Annotated in this window: 20 protein-coding genes; 7 read left to right on the top strand and 13 right to left on the bottom strand. The window is 62.5% G+C overall.

Annotated elements, in window-relative coordinates; translation table 11 throughout:
- Nucleotides 1-174: 174 nt before the first annotated feature.
- Both cysK and FXB40_RS40655 read left to right on the top strand, forming a co-directional pair.
- Complete coding sequence (gene cysK, locus FXB40_RS40660; protein ID WP_148777895.1) at nt 175-1,152, top strand: cysteine synthase A; 978 nt, start codon at nt 175-177, stop codon at nt 1,150-1,152.
- Nucleotides 1,153-1,155: 3 nt separating this feature from the next.
- The gene (locus FXB40_RS40655) at nt 1,156-1,395 is read left to right on the top strand and encodes a BrnA antitoxin family protein (protein WP_148777894.1); all 240 of its coding nucleotides are present in this window, start codon (nt 1,156-1,158) and stop codon (nt 1,393-1,395) included.
- 46 nt (nt 1,396-1,441) lie between these two features.
- Here the strand turns inward: FXB40_RS40655 and FXB40_RS40650 are convergent, their stop codons facing one another.
- The 5 genes from FXB40_RS40650 to solA form a co-directional block, all read right to left on the bottom strand.
- Entirely contained in the window at nt 1,442-2,194 is a 753-nt protein-coding gene (locus FXB40_RS40650; protein WP_148777893.1) for an amino acid ABC transporter ATP-binding protein, read from the bottom strand.
- A gap of 11 nt (nt 2,195-2,205) precedes the next feature.
- The gene (locus FXB40_RS40645; RefSeq protein ID WP_148777892.1) at nt 2,206-3,048 is read right to left on the bottom strand and encodes an amino acid ABC transporter permease; all 843 of its coding nucleotides are present in this window, start codon (nt 3,046-3,048) and stop codon (nt 2,206-2,208) included.
- The gene (locus FXB40_RS40640; protein ID WP_148777891.1) at nt 3,045-3,788 is read right to left on the bottom strand and encodes an amino acid ABC transporter permease; all 744 of its coding nucleotides are present in this window, start codon (nt 3,786-3,788) and stop codon (nt 3,045-3,047) included. Before FXB40_RS40640 ends, FXB40_RS40645 begins: the two co-directional genes overlap by 4 nt.
- Before the next feature lie 98 nt (nt 3,789-3,886).
- Complete coding sequence (locus FXB40_RS40635; RefSeq protein ID WP_148777890.1) at nt 3,887-4,699, bottom strand: transporter substrate-binding domain-containing protein; 813 nt, start codon at nt 4,697-4,699, stop codon at nt 3,887-3,889.
- 76 nt (nt 4,700-4,775) lie between these two features.
- Entirely contained in the window at nt 4,776-5,945 is a 1,170-nt protein-coding gene (gene solA / locus FXB40_RS40630; protein WP_148777889.1) for an N-methyl-L-tryptophan oxidase, read from the bottom strand.
- 124 nt (nt 5,946-6,069) lie between these two features.
- Here solA and FXB40_RS40625 point away from each other — a divergent pair, with 124 nt between their 5' ends.
- Nucleotides 6,070-7,029 carry a LysR family transcriptional regulator gene (locus FXB40_RS40625; protein WP_148777888.1) on the top strand — a complete coding sequence of 320 codons (960 nt, stop codon included), beginning with the start codon at nt 6,070-6,072 and terminating at the stop codon, nt 7,027-7,029.
- 54 nt (nt 7,030-7,083) lie between these two features.
- On the opposite strand, the gene FXB40_RS40620 is transcribed toward FXB40_RS40625, so the two are convergent.
- Nucleotides 7,084-8,508, bottom strand: coding sequence for a caspase family protein (locus FXB40_RS40620; RefSeq protein ID WP_148777887.1), 1,425 nt, complete (start codon nt 8,506-8,508; stop codon nt 7,084-7,086).
- Between the two features lie 212 nt (nt 8,509-8,720).
- Nucleotides 8,721-9,596, bottom strand: a complete 876-nt coding sequence (locus FXB40_RS40615; RefSeq protein WP_148777886.1) for a DMT family transporter — start codon at nt 9,594-9,596, stop codon at nt 8,721-8,723.
- A gap of 150 nt (nt 9,597-9,746) precedes the next feature.
- Between FXB40_RS40615 and FXB40_RS40610 the strand changes: the two genes are divergently transcribed.
- Nucleotides 9,747-10,145: a RidA family protein gene (locus tag FXB40_RS40610; protein ID WP_148777885.1), complete on the top strand. Its 399-nt coding sequence runs from the start codon at nt 9,747-9,749 to the stop codon at nt 10,143-10,145.
- 52 nt (nt 10,146-10,197) lie between these two features.
- Here FXB40_RS40610 and FXB40_RS40605 read toward each other — a convergent pair whose 3' ends face one another.
- The 3 genes from FXB40_RS40605 to FXB40_RS40595 all read right to left on the bottom strand — a co-directional run bounded on the left by FXB40_RS40605 (nt 10,198) and on the right by FXB40_RS40595 (nt 11,808).
- Nucleotides 10,198-10,743 carry a hypothetical protein gene (locus FXB40_RS40605; protein ID WP_187437483.1) on the bottom strand — a complete coding sequence of 182 codons (546 nt, stop codon included), beginning with the start codon at nt 10,741-10,743 and terminating at the stop codon, nt 10,198-10,200.
- Entirely contained in the window at nt 10,688-11,038 is a 351-nt protein-coding gene (locus tag FXB40_RS40600) for a hypothetical protein (RefSeq protein WP_148777883.1), read from the bottom strand. The genes FXB40_RS40605 and FXB40_RS40600 overlap by 56 nt, the downstream gene beginning before the upstream one ends.
- Before the next feature lie 182 nt (nt 11,039-11,220).
- Nucleotides 11,221-11,808 carry a formyltransferase family protein gene (locus FXB40_RS40595; RefSeq protein WP_148777882.1) on the bottom strand — a complete coding sequence of 196 codons (588 nt, stop codon included), beginning with the start codon at nt 11,806-11,808 and terminating at the stop codon, nt 11,221-11,223.
- 191 nt (nt 11,809-11,999) lie between these two features.
- Between FXB40_RS40595 and FXB40_RS40590 the strand changes: the two genes are divergently transcribed.
- Both FXB40_RS40590 and FXB40_RS40585 read left to right on the top strand, forming a co-directional pair.
- Nucleotides 12,000-12,284, top strand: coding sequence for a hypothetical protein (locus tag FXB40_RS40590; RefSeq protein ID WP_148777881.1), 285 nt, complete (start codon nt 12,000-12,002; stop codon nt 12,282-12,284).
- Nucleotides 12,285-12,622: 338 nt separating this feature from the next.
- Nucleotides 12,623-12,859 carry a hypothetical protein gene (locus FXB40_RS40585; RefSeq protein ID WP_148777880.1) on the top strand — a complete coding sequence of 79 codons (237 nt, stop codon included), beginning with the start codon at nt 12,623-12,625 and terminating at the stop codon, nt 12,857-12,859.
- Nucleotides 12,860-12,865: 6 nt separating this feature from the next.
- Here the strand turns inward: FXB40_RS40585 and FXB40_RS40580 are convergent, their stop codons facing one another.
- Together FXB40_RS40580 and FXB40_RS40575 are read right to left on the bottom strand one after the other, a co-directional pair.
- Nucleotides 12,866-13,168: a hypothetical protein gene (locus tag FXB40_RS40580; protein ID WP_148777879.1), complete on the bottom strand. Its 303-nt coding sequence runs from the start codon at nt 13,166-13,168 to the stop codon at nt 12,866-12,868.
- 92 nt (nt 13,169-13,260) lie between these two features.
- Nucleotides 13,261-15,309 carry an acetoacetate--CoA ligase gene (locus FXB40_RS40575; protein ID WP_148777878.1) on the bottom strand — a complete coding sequence of 683 codons (2,049 nt, stop codon included), beginning with the start codon at nt 15,307-15,309 and terminating at the stop codon, nt 13,261-13,263.
- Nucleotides 15,310-15,846: 537 nt separating this feature from the next.
- Here FXB40_RS40575 and FXB40_RS40570 point away from each other — a divergent pair.
- The gene (locus tag FXB40_RS40570; RefSeq protein WP_148777877.1) at nt 15,847-16,248 is read left to right on the top strand and encodes a hypothetical protein; all 402 of its coding nucleotides are present in this window, start codon (nt 15,847-15,849) and stop codon (nt 16,246-16,248) included.
- A gap of 185 nt (nt 16,249-16,433) precedes the next feature.
- Here the strand turns inward: FXB40_RS40570 and FXB40_RS40565 are convergent, their stop codons facing one another.
- The gene (locus tag FXB40_RS40565; RefSeq protein WP_148777876.1) at nt 16,434-17,477 is read right to left on the bottom strand and encodes a lactonase family protein; all 1,044 of its coding nucleotides are present in this window, start codon (nt 17,475-17,477) and stop codon (nt 16,434-16,436) included.
- Nucleotides 17,478-18,473 lie beyond the last annotated feature (996 nt).

The raw sequence follows: 18,473 nt of genomic DNA, 5'->3' as shown, positions 1-18,473 counted from the left end.
GTTGACGAGGTCGCAACACAAATGCGTTGGTTTTCTGATAATTAAAGCTCACGCGATTTTGCGATGCAGCGTACTTAACGTGTGCAGCATTGTCGCTTGCGTGTCGTCGCAAGCTGTCCGTAACTGCGCAAGAGCTGCGATAGAAGCACATACTGTCGTCACAGGGAGTTCATCATGGACGCATCGTCCAACACGGGTGCAGCGCACCAACCCGGCCGCGGCCGGATCTATGACTCGATCGTCGAGGCTTTTGGCGACACGCCGATCGTGCGCCTGCGCCGGTTGCCGGGCATGCACGGCGTCAATGCGACCATTCTGGCAAAGCTTGAATATTTCAATCCGGCCGCGAGCGTGAAGGACCGCATCGGCGCGGCCATGATCATCGCCATGGAAAAGGCGGGCATCATCAAGCCCGACACCGTGCTGATCGAGCCGACCTCCGGCAATACCGGCATCGCGCTCGCCTTCGTCGCCGCCTCGCGCGGCTATCGGCTGAAGCTGGTGATGCCGGAATCCATGTCGATCGAACGGCGCAAGATGCTCGCCTTCCTCGGTGCCGAGCTGGTGCTGACGCCGGCCGCCCAAGGCATGAAAGGCGCGATCGCGGCGGCGGAAGAACTTCTGAAGACGACGCCGAACTCGGTGATGCCGCAGCAGTTCAAGAACCTCGCCAATCCCGAGGTGCATCGTCGCACCACCGCGGAGGAGATCTGGAACGACACCGCCGGCAATATCGACTTCTTCGTCGCCGGCGTCGGCACCGGCGGTACCATCACCGGTGTTGGTCAGGTCCTGAAGCCGCGCAAGGCGTCGTTGCGCGTGGTTGCGGTCGAGCCCGAGGAGAGCCCGGTGCTGTCAGGCGGCCAGCACACGCCGCACAAGATCCAGGGCATCGGCGCGGGCTTCGTGCCCGACATTCTCGACCGCTCCGTGATCGACGAGATCGTGAAGATCAACTCGACGACGGCGATCGAGACCTCCCGGGCGCTGGCGCGACATGAGGGCATTCCGGGCGGTATCTCCTCAGGCGCCGCGATTGCGGCTGCGCTCCAGATCGGCAAGCGGCCGGAAGCTGCGGGAAAAACCATTCTGGCTATAGTGCCGTCCTTCTCCGAGCGGTATCTTTCGACGGCTCTGTTTGAAGGAATCTGAGAGATGGCGGATCAACCGAGACGGCCGCGCACGCTGGGCGATGCGCGGTCGGAGGCCGAGGCAGCGTTCAAGAAGGTGACGGCCAAGGTCGCCGTGGCGCCGCCGAAGCCGAACGTCGCGCCGGGGATCAAGGAGCAGGTCACCCTGCGCATTGACCAGGACGTGCTGGAGTTCTTCCAGGAGAGCGGCCCGGGTTGGCAGGACCGCATCAACGAGGCGCTGCGCAAGGCGGCGGGGAAGTAGCGCCAGCGCCAGATCGGGGCGTCCAAAAACCGGCTCACCTGCGAATTCAGAGGACCTGCGACAGGAACCGCTGGGTGCGCTCGTCCTTGGCCGCCGTGAACAATGTCTCCGGAGGGCCGTGCTCGACGATCACGCCGCGATCGGTGAAGTAGACGTGGTCGGCGACTTCGCGAGCGAAGTTCATTTCGTGGGTGACGAGGATGCAGGTCATCCCGTCCTCGGCCAGCTCCCGGATGGTGACCAGGACCTCCTTGACCGTTTCCGGATCGAGTGCGGCGGTCACTTCGTCGAACAGCATGATGTCCGGTCGCATCGCCAGTGAGCGGGCAATCGCCACGCGCTGCTGTTGTCCGCCGGAGAGTTCGCCGGGATAGCTGTCCTCCTTCCCAGCGAGCCGCACCTTGGCGAGCAGCGCCCGGGCGCGCATTTCGACTTCGGCCCGATCCTGGCGGAGAACATGGATGGGCGCCATCATCACGTTCTGCAGCGCAGTCTTGTGCGGGAAGAGATTGTACTGCTGAAATACCATCCCGACCTTGCGGCGAAGCGCTAGCTTGTCGAGCCTGGGATCGGTGACCTCGATGCCTTCGATTTGAATGCTGCCGGACGAGATCGGCTGAAGTGCATTAATGCATCGGATCAGTGTGGATTTCCCCGATCCCGACGGGCCGATGATGCAGATCACCTCGCCCTTCCGGACCGAGAGGCTGATTCCTTTCAGAACCTCGAGAGCGCCAAAGGATTTTCTGACCTCGACGCATTGAACGATGGGCTGATCCGGAGTCCAGCTCGTGGCCATGCTCTTGTCCCTCAGCGCACGCGGAACCGACGCTCGAGACGAGCGGTCCAGAGGTTGATCGGATAACAGTAGAGAAAGAAGCACAGCAGCGCGAAACCGTAGAGCGGCGCGAACAGTTCCGGTCTGCCGCCCTCGGCAGCGTGCACCTGCGCCGTCAGCGTCAGCATCTCCGAAACACCGACGATCGATGCGAGGACCGTCGACATTGCGACGAGCGCATAGACATTCATCCAGGGCGGCAACATTCGCTTGATACATTGCGGCAGCATGATCAGCCACATGGTCTGGCGTCGCGTGAATGAGAGTGATTCCGCAGCCTCCCATTGCGTCGACGGAATGGACCGAACGGCGCCACGCACGACCTCGGCGACGTTTGCCATGACGGGCAAGGCGAAGCCGACTGTGGCCTTGATCCAGTCCGGCAAGGGGATGGTCGTCTTGAACATGATGACCTGGAAAGGCACCAGAAACATCACGAAGAACAACAGCACCAGCCAGGGCGCGTTGCGGAAGAATTGCGTGATGAGCCAGCTGATAGCGGCGAGTGGCCGGAACTCCGACAACAAAGCCAGGCCCAGGCCGAGCCCGGCGACGGTCCCCAGCAGCATGGCCAGCAGCGAGATCAGGATGTTGAAGGCGAATCCCCGCAACAGGAGTGGCGACCATTTCAGGATGACCTGCAGCGGCGACAGCATCGTCGGTCCGCTCTCGGCCCACGCAGTGGATGCAGCCAGAATGGCGCAGAAACAGAGGATCGCGGCGGACAGCGGGCTGATCCGAACGGAGATCCGGGTCGGCGCGAGACGGTATGGCAGAAGGACGGCAAGCCTGTGCCCGGGCTCGGCGTTGCTCATCGCGCATATCCGGGAATGCGCATCGCCCGCTCCCAGCGATGCATCAGCCAGACGAGAATGCCGACAAGGATGCCGTAGGTCGCAAGCAGGACCATCATCATCTCGAACACGTTCTGCGATTCCGACCAGATCTGCTTGACCGCGTACAGTGTTTCGGGAACGGCGATCGCGTAGGCCAGTGTGGTCGTCTTGAGCAGGTTGACGAGGTTGTTGTTCAGCGCTGGTAGGCAGACGCGAATGGCCAGTGGGAAGACGATATGAATGTACGCCTTGAAGCGCGTGTATCCGAGCGCCTCCGCAGCTTCCAATGTCGTTCTCGGCACCGCTTCGATGCCGGAGCGGAAGATTTCGACATTGAAAGCGGCCGCAAACAGTGACAGCGAAATGATCGCCCACTGGACGTTGTTCAGCAGCGGAACGCGCATGCCCGCCGTCTCGACGGCCGGAAGCATGGTGCCGAGGCCGAAATAGAAGAAGAAAAGCTGGACCAGCGGCGGCGTGTTGCGGAACACCACGACGAACGCATTGACACAGAGCCGCAACAGCCGGGACGGACTGCCCTGGATCAGGGCGCCGAGAGCGCCGATGATGAGGCTCAGCAGAATGGTCGTGACGCTCAAAAGCAGCGTCATCTTGAGCCCGGCGAAATAGCGGTCCCAGTCGTAGGCGTCGTAGAAGACCGTAAAATTCAGCCCCGTGGTCTCATAGAGCCGCTGAAACCAGTTGCCAATTGCTTGCATGTTGCGCGACACCGAGCTGTTGAGGCGATGCCTCGTATCAGTGCATGGGCTCGACCTGTTCGGAGCGCCAGACTGATCCGGCGCTCCGCTTCACCCGCCTATTTGTCCTTGTATTGCTCATGCATGGAAACCGAATACTCGGTCGGAGTAATGCCCCATTTCTTTTCCGCGTCCACGATGAAGCCGGTCTTCATCCAGTCCTTCGTCGTGTCTTCGAGCAGCTTCTGAAGACTGGTGTTCTCGAGCGCGACGGCGATCATCCATGGCGAAGGCAGCACACCCTTCAGGGGCAGATCGTAATCCGCCTTCCACTCGTCCTCGATCAGTTTGCCTTGCAGAAAGGTCTGATCGTAGACATAGCCGATGCAGTTGCCCTGCTTCATGGCGAACAGAGGCTTCTCCGAGCCGTCGAACGCAACAATTTCGGGGCCGTAGGATTTGGCGATATCCTTGTTGTACCAGGCCCCCGACGTTGCACACACGGGTTTTCCCTTGAGGTCGGCCCAGTCCTTGATGCCGGCTTTCTTGTTGAGAAGTATGTTCACGTAGTCCGAGTAATAAAGCGGCTCGATGGCTTGAACGACACGGCGGCGTTCCGGCCTGTCGGACATGGTTGCAATCAGCAGATCAATCTTTCCCTGCTGAAGAAACTCAATTCTGTTCGAGGCCGCGACAGGGACGAGCTCGAGTTTGACGCCGAGACGCTTGGCAATGTCTGCGGCAAGATCAGGTTCGATGCCGACGATAGTCCCCGCGGGATCGCGGTATCCGAACGGCTTGTAGTCGGCCTTGACGCCGACGTTCAGCGTGCCGCGCTGCTTGATGGCATCGACGCCATCAGCAGCCTGCGCGCTGCCAAACATCAGCAGCGCCGCCGCGCCTGTCACTATGGAACGGACCAAATTTCTCATCGGCTGACACCTCCGGGATTGCAATCAAGATACGCGTCGCACGTAGTTTTTCGCGTTACAAAGTTTGTGCCATGCGTCACGAAAATCGGGACACGGAGAAGGGAGTAGCGTCGATCGAGCTTCGGCCGTCGGTCACCATCCCGGCCACGAGATTTCCGATGCCTGCTGAGTGCTTGAAGCCATGCCCCGAGCACGCGGAGACAACATGGACCCTGTCTTGCTCGGGATGCCGGTCGATGATGAAGCCCCGATCGGGTGTCACCGTGTAGAGACAAGCGGCCGCATGCGCGACACGGGGCGTAGCGCCGGCGAGCCGCCCTTTGACGTGCTTGCTGTACATCTTGGCGGACTCGGTCGGATCGACGGTGCGATCGATGGTGTCGGCTGTCGTACTGGTCTCATACTGCTCGGTCGCGACCTTGAGGCGACGATCGCCGGGCAGGGGCGGGAAGCCGTAGAGATAGTCGACATCCGTCGCGCCATGCATCCAGATGAACACAGGGGCGTTGGCGCGATACGCGCTGGTATCCTCGAGTTCGTACCAATGGAGCACCTGACGCTTCACCGTGAGCAGACGATCGAAGGGTGCGCCGAGCAGGTGGGCATTCCAGGCGCCGGCCGTCACGACCACCTGGGCCGCCTCGAATGTGCCTGAGGACGTTTCCGCCCGAACCACGGAGCCAGTCTGTGCGAGCGAGAGAACTTCGACCCCCGTGCGGATCACCGCTCCGATCTGCTCCGCGCGCGTCAATTGCGCCTTGATGCAGCGCTCCGGAAAAACGTATCCTCCGCCGGGCTCGTAATAGGCCTTCTCGTTACCCTCGAGGTTCAAGAACTGCGGGAAGCGATGAGCCACCTCTTGCCCGTCAATCACCTCATGCGCGATACCGAAGTCACGGGCCGCCGCGATCGAACGTGCGACGAAATCCGGCTTGCCGTGGTGCGACGTCTCGCCAATACCGGGTGCCATCACGACGAGGCCACACGGGTTTAGGAGCTGGTCGGATGTCTCGGCTTCGAGCTCGCGCCAGATCCGGTGCGAATCCAGCACGAGAGGTACGTAATCGCGGCCTTCACCGACGGCCTGCCGGGTAATGCGGGTTTCGCCGTGGCTGGATCCCATCATGTGGGGAGGGGCAAAACGATCGAGGCCGACCGCCTTGAGCCCTCGCTTGGCCAGTTGATAGAGCGTCGCGCTGCCCATCGCACCGAGGCCAATCACCAGAATGTCCGCTCGCTCGTGCATAAGTTGAAGCTGCTCAATTATTAGGACGATGCGGAGCTTGCCCTCTTGATCAGCTCATCGACAAGGATAATTCTTATAATTAAGGGGATTTGCATACTCACATGACTTTTGCTTAAGTTGGGACATGGCGTCACCCATTCCAGACCTGCGCAGCTTGCAGATTGTCGCTGCGGTTGCGGACTCCGGCAGCATGCTCGAAGCGTCCCGCCAATTCGGGATGACGCAATCCGCGGTATCGCAGGCGGTGCGGCGTGCCGAAGCCTCGGTCGGCGTCGCATTTTTTAATCGCACGCGCAGGCCGCTCACGCCGACCCGGGCGGGGCGCATCCTCGCAAGCCGCGTTCTCGATCTGAACCGCGACTTTGATGCGCTTCTCAGCGCGCTCCGGGTCGCGGCGGAACAGTCCGAACGGGTTGATCTGAGGCTCGGCCTCGTCGACTCCTATGCTGCCACGGTCGGCGCGCACCTCGTTAAAGAGCTCATGACGGGCGAGATCGCACTGAGTCTGTCCGCATGGTCGGGCCTCGCTCACTCGCATGCTGAGGCGCTGATGAATCGCAAGATCGACGCCGCGATCACATGCGATGCGATGGATGACCTGTATGATGTCGAGCGCTTCCCATTCTATCGCGAGCCAAATCTGCTGGTAGTGCCGCGCGGCATGGAGGCCGAATTTGCCGGCCTTGATCTGCGGGAGATCCTCGCTCGACATCGCCTGGTCCGGTACAGCGAGCGTTCCTATGCGGGGGCTCAGGTCGAGCGTCATCTGAGCCGCATGGGTATTCGCCCGCCGCGGGCCTTTGAGTTTGACACCTCGGACAGCCTGGTCGCCATGGTCGCTACCGGGATGGGTGTGGCGATCACGACTCCGCTGTGCTTGTTGCAGGGGCTCGCTCACGCTGCTCAGGTCAGCGCTCTCCCTCTGCCGGGCCCTGGATTTTTTCGAGAGCTGCTTCTGGTGACCCGCCGTGGAGATCTCTCGTCTCTGGCGCCGCGCATCGCAGAGATGGCTCGGTCGAGCATTACGACCCAGGCCATGCCGCGCATCCGGACGCTTGTGCCCTGGTTCACCCAAAACTATTAGCAACGAACAAGCCCGGCGCGAGCCGGGCTTTTGTGTTTGCGATCTGGTCTCGTCTCAGCGTCGGAACATGCCGCCCATCATACCGCCGACGACGCCGCCCATGAAGGCCGCGCCGGCATCGCCGCCGCGGTGGCCACCACCGCCACCGCCGCCGCTGCTCGCGGGGGCAGCGCGCCGGGCCGGCTTCGCGCTGTCATCGCTTGCGGTCGTGGTCGAGGCGACGATCTCTGCGAGCAGGGCCTTGTGCTGGAGTTTGTTGAGGAAGCCCGTCGACGGATAACCACGGGCCGCCTGCCAGCGCTTGAGCACGGTCCGGGTCTCGTCGTTGAACGCGCCGGTCACCTTGGTGTCGAAGCCGAGGCCGTTGAGGCGGCGCTGCACGTCGCGGCGCTGACCCTTGTCGAGGCCGATCTGGTCCTCGGTGAGCTGGCTGGCGTCGTCGGTGAAGGTCGCGGGATCGACGCCGGCATTGAGGTTGCGGGTCGTGGTCGACGGACCGTTCTGGATCGCGGCGAGCCGCGCCAGCGCCAGCGCCTTGAACTGGCCGTTCGGATAGGCGGAGAGGTAGGCGTTGAGCTCTTCCGGCTTGTTGGTTTCCTTCACGGAGCGCCAGTATTCGAGCTCGACGCCGTCGGAGCTGCCGCTGGCCGCAGCCGCCGGTGTGGTGCTCGATGCGGTCGGAGCTGCGTTGGCGACCTGCTGGGTCTGCTGCGCCGGGTTGAGATAGACGGCGCCGATCAGGTTAGTGTGACCCCAGGGAAGCTGGCCCTTGTGGGTCTCTTCATTGACCTGGGCGCGCACCGACGTCATCGCCTGCTGGATCTCGACACCGGGCTTGGTGATGTTGTCGATCAGCGCGCGGGTGAACGGGCTGTTGTTGCCCTCCTGGCCATCGAGCGCGGTCTGGCCCGGGCCGGTCGCGAACGCGATCAGCGTGCCTTCGCCGGACTTCATTTCGGCGAGGCCGCTCTGTACGTTGACGCTTCGGGTCGCCGAGTTCGATTTGATCTTGGCGGCGAAGGGATTGTCGCGGCAGGCGTCGAGGAAGACCAGCTTGACCTTTGCATCGCCCATGGTCTGGTCGAGCGTCAGGTCGATGTTGATAGCGGCCCCGAGCTTGACGTCCATCTCCGACTTGATGTCGGCATCGACGGGCAGGAGATAGTTGCTGCCGCCGACGGCGATGCCGTGACCGGCATAATAGAACACCGCGACGTCGGAGCCCTGCGCCTTGCGGCCGAAGTCGAGCAGCTTCTCGGTCATCTGGTCACGCGTGAGGTTGGATCCCTCGATCACTTCGAAACCGACATTGCGTAGCGTCGATGCCATCGCCTTGGCGTCGATCGGCGGGTTCGGCAATTGCGCGACGTTCTTGTAGGCGCCGTTGCCGACGACGAAGGCGACGCGGCGATCGGCCTTGGCGACGCTGACCGACAGCGCCATGCACATCAGCGAAACGATGATGGTGAGAGTGCGCATCTGAAATCCCCAACAGAATCGAATGACAGGCAGCAACAAATTGGTGTCGAATTTACACGAAAGCGCCCGGCTTCGCGCTAGCAAAAACGACAGTACACCCAACTCACCCAACCCGTTGCTCTGCGACCGAGTGTGCACGATGGAAGTGCTCTCCAACGTGATCCAAATCACGCTCGACCACTCTGATTTGTCGCCTCAGGCCGTGTGCCGGTTCACTGCACGCGGGCGGGAACCGCCGCGGCCGGCTTTAGATTAAGGAGGTTGCCGAACAGGATCAGGGCCGCGCCGAGCACGGTCCAGGCGTCGAGCCGCTCGGAATAGAGCAGCCAGCCCGCCGTGGCGGTCAGTGGGACCCGCAAGAAGTCCATGGGAACCACCACGGTCGCGTCCGCGTAGTGCATCGCACTGGCGAGGCAGTAATGCGCGAAAGTGCCGCAGACCGAGATGACGGCCACCCAACCCCAGACATAGGTGGGTGGCCAGGCCCAGACGTAGAGCGCCGGCAGGAAGCCCGCGACCGACTGCACGACCAGCATCCAGAACAGGATGGCCAGCGCGCTCTCGGTCCGCGTGAGTGACTTGACCAGTGCCATGGATACGCCGAAGCCGATGGCGGCGCCGAGTGCGATCAATTGGCCCTGATTGATCTCGCCGGTCGCGGGCCGCACGATGACGATCACGCCGACGAGGCCGAGCACGATCGCGGCGATCTTCCATGATGTCATGCGCTCGGACAGGAAGCTGGCGGCGAGGATCGCGGTCCAGATCGGCATCGTGAACTCGATCGCCACCACCTGGCCGATCGGAATCAACGTCAGCGCAAAGAACCAGCCGAGTTGCGAGACGTAGTGGATCAGGTTGCGGGCGACGTGCTGGGGCAGGCGCGCAGTCCTAAGCGTTCCGTAGCCGCCGGCGCGCCGGATCATCGGATAGAGCATGCAGAGGCCGAGCAGCGATCGTACCAGCATCACCTGGAAGACGTTCATCTCGCGTACGGCTTCGCGCCCCGCGACCGCCATGACCAGTGTCAGCGACAGCCAGCCGGCCATCCAGAATGCAGCCATCGTTTTGGACGGTGTCGTGCTCATCGGGCAGGGTGCGGGAGAGTTGATCCTGAGGGGAGGGCCGGTATCGGCGACATCACCGCGGTTTGCAACGGCCAAATCTGCGGGTGCAGCGTTGCGGGACGGCGTGCTAAGGCTTCGGCGATCAACAAGAAAATCGGGAGATCTCCGCTCATGCGTATCCTGCAGCCAGCCGAATGGAAGAAACCGCGCGGCTTCTCACATGGCGTGGTGGCGGAGGGGCCGGGCCAATGGGTCGTGCTGGCCGGGCAGACCGGCGGCGACGAGGCCGGCAATTACGAGCCTGATATGGCCGCCCAGGTCGCGACCGCGCTGAAGCGGATCATCAAGCTTCTCGCGGAGGCCGGCGCCGGCCCCGAGCACATCGTGCGCCTGACCTGGTATCTGACCAGCCGCAGCGAATATCAGGCCGCAGGCGCCGGCATCGGTGCGGCCTGGAAGGAGACGCTCGGGCGCAATTTCCCGCCTTCCACGCTGCTCTATATCGGTGGCCTCGTCGACGATCGCGCCAAGGTCGAGATCGAGGTCACGGCGTTCGTGCCGGGCGCATAAAAAAATCGATCCGGCGCGGGCGCCGGATCGATTGTCGTGTCATTGCTATGTTTTACTTCGACAGCGAGATGTCAGCGCCGCGGAACTGGCTGTCCGCGCGCATCCTGACGCTCTGCTTGTTGCCGGACGTCCGCAGCGAGATGTTGGCGTTGAAGCCGGCGGTCGAGGCGACCAGCTCGTAGCTTCCGCCGCTACCCTTGCCCTGCAGCGAGCCGCTGATATTGCGGCTAGTCTCACTCCAGTTGCCGACGATGGCGCCGCCCTCGGCCTTCACGTTGGCGCCGAGGTTGAACTTGTAGGCGTCGCTGGCGCAGGTCAGCGACATCTCCATGGTCGGGCCGACCGGAGCGTATTTGGCGCGGCAGCGGATCCGCTCGGTCGAGCCGTCGTCCAGCGTGACGATGCCGGCGCCGCTCCAGCTTCCCGCCAGCGGCGCGAAGGGGCCGGACTGAGCCTTGCTCTCCGAGCTGGCAACGGCTGTCACAAACAAAACAGCGGCCGCCGTGAGCAGCCGCCGGTTGAGGAGGTTAGTCCCGAATAGCTTATTGGCGCGATGCTTCCCACCGCCCGCTGCACGGTATGCCTGCAGATGCTCCATTCCACTTCCCCGATCCGGCGTTGCCGCTGAGTTGACCGTTGGCATATGCACCATTGATCGAAACTTTCACAAGTCCCCCACTGCCGATGGTGCCGGAAACGTTAGCGCCGGGCGCGGTGATCTTGCCGTCGGCAACCGTCAGCATGGAGCTTGCGGTCGGCTCGCAGGTGCCGGTCTTGGTCACGATGGTGACCTGCCAGTTGCCGTCATAGGGGGTCTGCGCGACGGCGGGGGCGGCGAGCGCGGCGGTAATAACTGAAGCGGCACAGAACGCCGCGATGCGGTCAAAACGCATGAATTCCGTCCTTGAATATGTCTGATATGTTGTCGTTATTCAGACGAAATGTGACGGAAATTTGGTGCGATGCAAAGTCGAAAATTGTTCCTGTGGAAACAATGGTTTATTTGCGTTTCCGGTTTCAATTTTCGAAGCAGAATCAATGCCGCTTCACGTTAATCGTTAACGCGAGCAGCGACTCACGACAGACTTGGTGCCGAGGTCGCGAACTGTTCGTCCTGAGCTTTCGACGGCAAGGCCTTGTGGACCTTGGCGTAATCGATCACGTCGGCCAGCAGCTTGAGGCCGAGCGGGGCCAGCGCACGCTCCCAGAGTTCGCGGGCGGTCTCGCCCTTCTTGACGAAGCACCAGTCCTGGGCGGCGATGGCGCCGGCGTCCATGCGATCAGCGAGGTGATAGATCGTGCCGCCGGCGATCGGATCGCCTTCCTTGATGGTCCATTCCACCGCAGCCTTGCCGCGATGGCGCGGCAGCAGCGAGGGGTGATAGCCGATCCCGCCGAGCTTGCTCGCTGCCAGCGCGTCCTTGCCGATCCGGGCGTGGCTGTGGGCGGTGATGATCAGGTCGGTGTCGGGGGCGATCTCGGAGGCCACCACCAGCTTCGGATTGACCTGCACCACCACCTCGATGCCGGCGGCCTGTGCGGTCGCGGCCAGGCGGTCATCGGCGTCGGCCACCACGACCCGCACGATCCCGACGCCGTGCTCGCGGAGCATGTTCAGGGTGGTCACGCCGAAATGGCGGGAGCCGACGAGGGTAATGCGCATGGGTGTCTGATCCGTCTCGCAACTGCGTCATCCCCCGATAACACGTCAGGCCGTCCTGTCACCACCCGCGCGGCGTTTGCGGCGGTTATCAACAATGCGCAAGGTGCGCAGGGAACGAGGAACGCGGCGATTGCGTTGCCGCCCGTTCCGGTGCTTCCATGGGCGCATTGCGACCTGCCCGGAGCGAGCACATGCGGTGCGCGTGGTTTGTCCTTCTTGCTGTCCTGATTGCGGCCGCTCCAGCCCATGCCGGCGGACCTTACCCGGTGGTTCCGCCCGAGAACGGGGTGGCTCCCGTCATCGGCCCGACCTGGGATGCCTATCGCTGCGCGGAAGGGACGATCTACAATTTCTACCATGGCGCCTATTACGGCGAGGAGCCGCCGGCGCTTTATCGCGGCTATGCCTATCGGCCGTATTACCGCTACAGCGCCTATCGCAGGCTGCCGCGAACGTATTTTTGCGTGGCTGACTAGCGTTGCCGCAGGGCACCAGCCTGCGGCAAATCGTCGATCCGACGGTTCCTGTGTTTGATTTCGAACAGACGGAATTTGCCCCGCCATTAGGATTTGGTCCTACCGGGGCTGGCGACATTTGATTCCGAATCCGTTTTCGAACCCGGCTTTGGCCGCTGGCCTACTTGCCAGCGGCTTTTTCATGCCGCGTGTCGTGAAATCATCAAACGGTAACACGTTCTCAACCTCGCTGTCGTATCGACGAACCCGTCGCGGATTTGTATTGCGTACCGCGACATCAAAAATGCCTCGACGGCGCGGGTGCGCGCGCCGCGGGCATTTTTGCCGGGACCGATTTCATGCCGAACGCCATTGAGCAGATCGTGGACGCCTATGTGCGGCTGAAGAACCGCCGTGGCCTCGACGAGCTGATGATGCACAGGCAGCGGCTCGCGGTCGATCTGAAGAGCAGGTCAGGCAGCTACGATTTCAGCCTGCCGATCGGCAAGATCGAAGAGGAGATCGCGATCATCGAGGCAGGACTGGCCAGGCTGGCGGCGGATGCGCCCGAGCTCGGTCCGACGCGGTTCCGCTAAGCGTGCTCAGTCGCGCCGGCCGCCGTCGATCACGGTGAACAGCGGCCGCGCCGGGGTCGGCTCCTCCAGCAATTCCTCCACCAGCGCGGTTGCCGCATCGACATATTTGCGCGTCGGCTTGTCGAGCTCGCGTTTCGCCTCGTCATCGAGCGCGATCTTGGCGGCCTCGACCAGCTTGCGCATCCGCGCTGCGTGGTCGTCACCCGCCGTCAGCGTCGCGCGCGCCAGCGAGCGCAGCACGAACAGCTCGCCTTCGAGGCGGAGCAGGCGGTCGTTGAGCCTGGAGAGGACGGCGTTGAGGTCGGCCATGGCGTACGTTCGTTGCAGAGGATCCTGCCTGATCTAGCGGCGATCGGTGAACGGAGTCCAAACGGGATCGGCGCAATTGGGGCGATCTTCCATCAGGCCGCCGTGCGCGCCAGATAGTCGCGCGCGAAGGCGAGATACCAGTCGAGGCAGGCGGGATTGGCCATCGCCTCCTTGTTGATGACCTTCTCCACGGGCTGGCCGAGCAACAGCTTCTTGATCGGCAACTCCTGCTTCTTGCCCGACAGCGTGCGCGGAATCTCGGCGACGGCAAAGATTTCGTTCGGCAGGAATCTCCGGGAGAGGCCGGCCTCGATCGCCTTGTTGATCTTCGCCTGCATCGCGCCGTCGAAGGCGACGCCATCGCGCAACACCACGAACAGCGGCATGTAGCTGTCGCGGCCGAGATATTCGAGGTCGACGACGAGGCTATCGAGCACCTCCGGCAGCGCCTCGATCGCGGAATAGAGCTCGCTCGTGCCCATGCGCAGGCCGTGCCGGTTGATGGTGGCATCGCTGCGGCCGTAGATCACGCAGGAGCCGTCCGGATTGACCTTGAGCCAGTCACCGTGGCGCCACACCGGCCCGCGGCCGCTGCCGTCGAAATTGTCCGGATAGGTCTCGAAATAGCTGGCGAGATAGCGCGCGTTGTCCTTGTCGTTCCAGAAATAGAGCGGCATCGACGGCATCGGCTCGGTGCAGACGAGCTCGCCGACCTCGTCGATCACGGCGCGGCCCTGTTCGCTGAAGGCTTCGACCGCAGCGCCCAGCAGGCGACACTGCATCGCGCCCGGCGTCTGCGGCAATTCGCGATTGCCCCCGATGAACGCGCCGGCGAAATCGGTGCCGCCGGAGATGTTCGCCCACCAGATGTCGGCCTGCGCCTTGTTGCCGTTGGTTTTCGACAAGCCAGCGAAGCGCTCGTTGAACCAGGCTTGCGTGTCGGCGCTGAGCGGCGAGCCGGTCGAGCCGAGGCAGCGCAGCCGCGACAGATCGCCGGCGGCCGTCAGATCGATCTCGGCCTTGGCACAATTGGCGAAGAACGCCGCACCCGCGCCGAAGAAAGTCGACTTCGACTGCGCCACGAAGCGCCACGACGTGGTCCAATCCGGCTTGTCCTTGGTGCCGCCCGGGCTGCCGTCGAAGATGCAGCAGGTGGTGCCGCTCAGGAGGCCGCCGACCTGCGAATTCCACATGATCCAGCCGGTCGAAGAGTACCAGTGATAGCGCTCGCCGAACGAGTTCTCGTGATAGGAGCAGCCGAGATCGTTGTGCAGGCCGAGCAGCGCCAGCACCACGATGACGATGCCGCCATGGCCGTGCACGATCGGCTTGGGCAGGCCGGTGGTGCCGCTGGAATAGACGATCCAGAGCGGATGATCGAACGGCAGCCATATCGGCTCGAACGCGTCGATCGCAGCACCCGTCCTTGCGGTGATATCGGAGAGCAGGGCCTCCGGTGCGGCCGGCGCGCCTGCGTCGCTGTGCAGGATGACGTGCTCGACGCTCGGCAGCGATCGCCGCAGTTCGGCGACGACGTCCTTGCGATCATGCCTGCGCCCGGCATAGGTGACGGCATCGCAGGCGATCAGCACCTTTGGCTCGATCTGCTTGAAGCGGTCGATCACGGCGGGCGCGGCCATGTCGGGCGCACAGACGCTCCAGACCGCGCCGATGCTGGCGCTGGCGAGAAACGCGATGATGGTCTCGGCGATATTGGGCAGATAGGCCGCGATGCGATCACCGGGCTTGATGCCCTTGTCCTTCAGATCCAGCGCGAGTGCGGCCGCCTTGCGCTTGAGCTCCGGCCAGCTGGTCTCGTGAAGCTTGCCGTCCTCGCCGCCGCTGACGATCGCGGGCAGGCCGGCGGCATGTGCAGCGTCGACATGCCGGAACACCTGCCGCGCGTAGTTCACCTGCGCGCCGGGAAACCACACCGCGCCGGGCATCTTGCGCTCGGTGATGACGGCCGTAAACGGCGTCGGCGATTGCAGATCGTAATAGTCCCAGATGCTGCGCCAGAAGCCGTCGAGATCGCGCACCGACCACTGCCGCATCTCCTCGTAATTCGCGAAGGTGAGGCCGCGCTGCTCGGCGAGCCAGTTGCGGTAGAGGGCGATCTGCGGGACGAAAGGAGCGGTCATTGGGTATCGGCTTCAATTGCGGGGAAGGGGAATTTATGTCGAAAACAACCCCATGCACAGTAGCGGAGACATTGAAAGCGTTCGCCATTTTGAGTCGCTGCCAAGCAGCCCTTCCCGGACGTTGTTTGACGCAAACAGCCCACCGATATCCCGGCGGCGCACCGCCCCGCGTCATCGGGATTTGACACGTCGGGCAAAACACTGGCAGAATGGCATCATCGAAATTCGTAACACCCGCGCGGAGAAATCCGTCGCGGGTTTTTTTGTGTCGGAGCAATTGCCATGATCAAAGAAACGCTACGGCACCATAGCTTCGTGAGAGCAACACGTCGGCCTTGGAGTACACCGCGGATGATGCACGCACGGACTTTGATTGAAGCGGCTTGAGTAGCGCCTCCTCGACCTCGGCGGTTGTAACCCGGAAGTGGGGCGCGCATCACTTCAGGATGCGTCCATCGCCGCGCTGAGGGCTCCATTCTTTCCCGCGTTGACACTTGTACGGCCGGTGCTAGGTTTTTCGATGAGGGGACCCGGCCGATGCGAAACATCAAGTTCGCTGCGTTGGCGATCGCCAGTGTGATCTTCGCGGCACTTCCTGCCAATTCCCTCCGTGCCGAGGTCCGCGTGCAAGGACAGGCAGGCAACGTGCGCGTCGAGGCGCACGATGCAACCGTTGCCGAGATCCTGGCGGCGCTGAGTGAGCGCTTCGCGCTACGCTATCGCAGCGCCGCGGGAAGCGGCAACGTGATGACCGCGACGTTCGAGGGCCCGCTGCGCCGCGTCGTGGGGCGCGTGCTCGATGGGTACAACTACATTGTCGAGACCCGTGGCGATGTGCTCGAGGTGGTCGTGTTGGGCGCGGCATCGTCGCAGGCGGTGCCGGCGACTGTGTTTGCGCCGCCTACCTATCCGGCAAAGCACGTTCGGCGCACCGACTGACCGCGTGCGGATTGGCGGTCCGCCAGCGTGGCGGCGCAGTCGCCGATCTTGGCCGCGGCAAGGCGCTGTGAAAATCGAAAGAGGCCGGGCTTGGTCCCGGCCTCCCGACGTGGCGCATTCGACAAATATCAGAGACGCTGAGGTCCCTGGTTGCGATAGGCTGAATCGTCTGGTCGCGTCAGTTCTCAGTCCATCGCATCTTGGTCGTCGTCGTCGCGGTCGTCGTTGTCATCCTTGCCCTCGACCTTATGCCGGAAGACCGCGACGCATCCGTTGGTGGCCTGGCCGCAAAGGCCTTGTCCAACAGTGGTCGTGTCGCCGCCGATGACGACCGAAGCCGGTGCAACCTGCGGAATGAAGATCAGGTTGCGCTTGGAATCGGCCGCCACCGAATGCGAGTTGGAGCTTTGCGGGATGGTTTCGATCAGCTGGTTGGATTTGGCATCGATCACGCCGAGCACGGCCGCCTGCTGGCTCGCGGCGGCGCAGTTGCCGCCGGGGGGCGGGAACACCTTGCAGTTCCGGCTTGACCCCGTGTAGTAGCGATCGTCGCCCCAGTTGAACCATACCTCGTCGGACCCGGTGATGTCAGCGATTGCGGTCTGCTTCTTGCTGACCGCGTTGATCACCAGTTGGATCACGTCGTTCGGATTGTTCTGCGGCGTGCAGCCGAGGAGGATTTTGGAGTCCGGACCAACCGACGCGCCGTTCGGCGAACAGCCATTGAGCGCGATGACGCCGGTGTTGGTTGCCGGATTGAATGAACCGAGTTGCGTGGTTGGCCCCGTCACGGTTTTCGGATCGATCACGAGGACGCCACCATGGCAGGTGATCGGTCCAGAAAGCTGCCCGTAATTGCATCCGGACGGATTGTTGGCGATGATCGGTATCGAGTTGAAGAAGCGCTTCGTCTCCGGGTCCCAGGCTGGCTGCTCGAGTGACAACCCGAAGCCCGGGGGGATGATCGTCTGATCAACAATGATCCGGGCGATTATGCTGACGCTGTTCTTGGCGGCGTGCCCGTTTGCCACAAACAGCGTTGCGAAGGGTGGATCCTCGGCGTTATTGGCTGCGAGCAGCAACTTGCCGTTTGATGTCAGGGCCATTTCGTCCACCCGCGTGGTTCCGCCGGTCGGAATGCTGGCCACAGCCGTTGAAGCCCCATCGAGATCAAACACCTTGAGGGTGCTGTCGCCGTCGCCGGCGTAGAGCCAGCGGCCGTGGCTCACGACGCCGTCCGGTCCCGAAATGTTGTTGTTGACGGTGCCGTTGGGATTGTGGACAGCCCCTTTGAAGCCGGGGAGCAGCCGCTTCCACTTCAGGCTCCGGGTATCGATGACCTCGACCCCGCCATTGGAGCGATCCGCGAAATACATTTCGGCGCGCTTCGGATTGACCCAGCTGATGTCGAACGACTGCAGCGGGATTCCTGGGATCTGGATCGCCGTCAGACATTTCGTCTGTGTGGTGGTCGGCGCGCCCGGTCCGGTGCATGGCGCGGCGAACGAGCTCGTAGACGCAGTCAACCACAGCCCCGCTGCTGCAGAGGCATAAAGATAGGCCCGCAAATTTCTGGACATGCCAACCCTCCCATAGTGAGTTTAGTTGCCATTGCGCGCCCCAAGCCGAGTGGACAATACTACCAATGACGATATGTGTACAACGGTACACGCTCTGGGCGAGCACGCGGGAAGAGAAGTCCGAAGGAGAATTCGAGGCGCCGCCGGTTGAAAGTTTGGTCAGTTCTACTGATTGTTTTTTCTGCGAACGGGCCTCGAACGAGACGACTAGCACTGCAGAAGCTGAACCGTTGCGATGAAGGATGACGCCGTCGTGATGACCTGTACACAGGTCGGTTTGATTCTGACTATATTCAAAAGAGCTAAGTCGGGTTTGGCTTCTGATTTTGAGAATTGAGAACCAAATGACCGAGGAAGCCGTAACAGAGCGGAAAGATAGTCCCCCGAGTCGTACGAGCGTCCCGATAGTAAAGCCTCGACCGAGGCTGACGTTTAGGGACCTGCTAAGGGCTCTCGGCGACTCATTGTCCGTGCCTACGTCTTGGTGACTGGCATAGTCGGGTAAGATGCCATGACCGCTTCTGGCCTTTCGCGGCGTGTCGCGCTGCCGCGCGAACTGGTCGCTATAGGAGCAAAGCAGACGTAGTCACCAGTCACATGATGTCGCCGGGGTCATGGGTACACGGCCTAGCACTACTTTGGCAG

It is taken from the genome of Bradyrhizobium rifense (assembly GCF_008123425.1).
In the GTDB taxonomy this organism is placed as follows: domain Bacteria; phylum Pseudomonadota; class Alphaproteobacteria; order Rhizobiales; family Xanthobacteraceae; genus Bradyrhizobium; species Bradyrhizobium rifense.
The sequence above is the reverse complement of the archived record's forward strand: the minus strand, read 5'-3'. Positions and strand labels throughout refer to the sequence as shown.

Coding starts and splice junctions, on each gene's coding strand:
- cysK (WP_148777895.1), top strand. CDS start 175: ATGGACGCATCGTCCAACACGGGTGCAGCGCACCAACCCGGCCGCGGC.
- FXB40_RS40655 (WP_148777894.1), top strand. CDS start 1,156: ATGGCGGATCAACCGAGACGGCCGCGCACGCTGGGCGATGCGCGGTCG.
- FXB40_RS40650 (WP_148777893.1), bottom strand. CDS start 2,194: ATGGCCACGAGCTGGACTCCGGATCAGCCCATCGTTCAATGCGTCGAG.
- FXB40_RS40645 (WP_148777892.1), bottom strand. CDS start 3,048: ATGAGCAACGCCGAGCCCGGGCACAGGCTTGCCGTCCTTCTGCCATAC.
- FXB40_RS40640 (WP_148777891.1), bottom strand. CDS start 3,788: ATGCAAGCAATTGGCAACTGGTTTCAGCGGCTCTATGAGACCACGGGG.
- FXB40_RS40635 (WP_148777890.1), bottom strand. CDS start 4,699: ATGAGAAATTTGGTCCGTTCCATAGTGACAGGCGCGGCGGCGCTGCTG.
- solA (WP_148777889.1), bottom strand. CDS start 5,945: ATGCACGAGCGAGCGGACATTCTGGTGATTGGCCTCGGTGCGATGGGC.
- FXB40_RS40625 (WP_148777888.1), top strand. CDS start 6,070: ATGGCGTCACCCATTCCAGACCTGCGCAGCTTGCAGATTGTCGCTGCG.
- FXB40_RS40620 (WP_148777887.1), bottom strand. CDS start 8,508: ATGCGCACTCTCACCATCATCGTTTCGCTGATGTGCATGGCGCTGTCG.
- FXB40_RS40615 (WP_148777886.1), bottom strand. CDS start 9,596: ATGAGCACGACACCGTCCAAAACGATGGCTGCATTCTGGATGGCCGGC.
- FXB40_RS40610 (WP_148777885.1), top strand. CDS start 9,747: ATGCGTATCCTGCAGCCAGCCGAATGGAAGAAACCGCGCGGCTTCTCA.
- FXB40_RS40605 (WP_187437483.1), bottom strand. CDS start 10,743: ATGGAGCATCTGCAGGCATACCGTGCAGCGGGCGGTGGGAAGCATCGC.
- FXB40_RS40600 (WP_148777883.1), bottom strand. CDS start 11,038: ATGCGTTTTGACCGCATCGCGGCGTTCTGTGCCGCTTCAGTTATTACC.
- FXB40_RS40595 (WP_148777882.1), bottom strand. CDS start 11,808: ATGCGCATTACCCTCGTCGGCTCCCGCCATTTCGGCGTGACCACCCTG.
- FXB40_RS40590 (WP_148777881.1), top strand. CDS start 12,000: ATGCGGTGCGCGTGGTTTGTCCTTCTTGCTGTCCTGATTGCGGCCGCT.
- FXB40_RS40585 (WP_148777880.1), top strand. CDS start 12,623: ATGCCGAACGCCATTGAGCAGATCGTGGACGCCTATGTGCGGCTGAAG.
- FXB40_RS40580 (WP_148777879.1), bottom strand. CDS start 13,168: ATGGCCGACCTCAACGCCGTCCTCTCCAGGCTCAACGACCGCCTGCTC.
- FXB40_RS40575 (WP_148777878.1), bottom strand. CDS start 15,309: ATGACCGCTCCTTTCGTCCCGCAGATCGCCCTCTACCGCAACTGGCTC.
- FXB40_RS40570 (WP_148777877.1), top strand. CDS start 15,847: ATGCGAAACATCAAGTTCGCTGCGTTGGCGATCGCCAGTGTGATCTTC.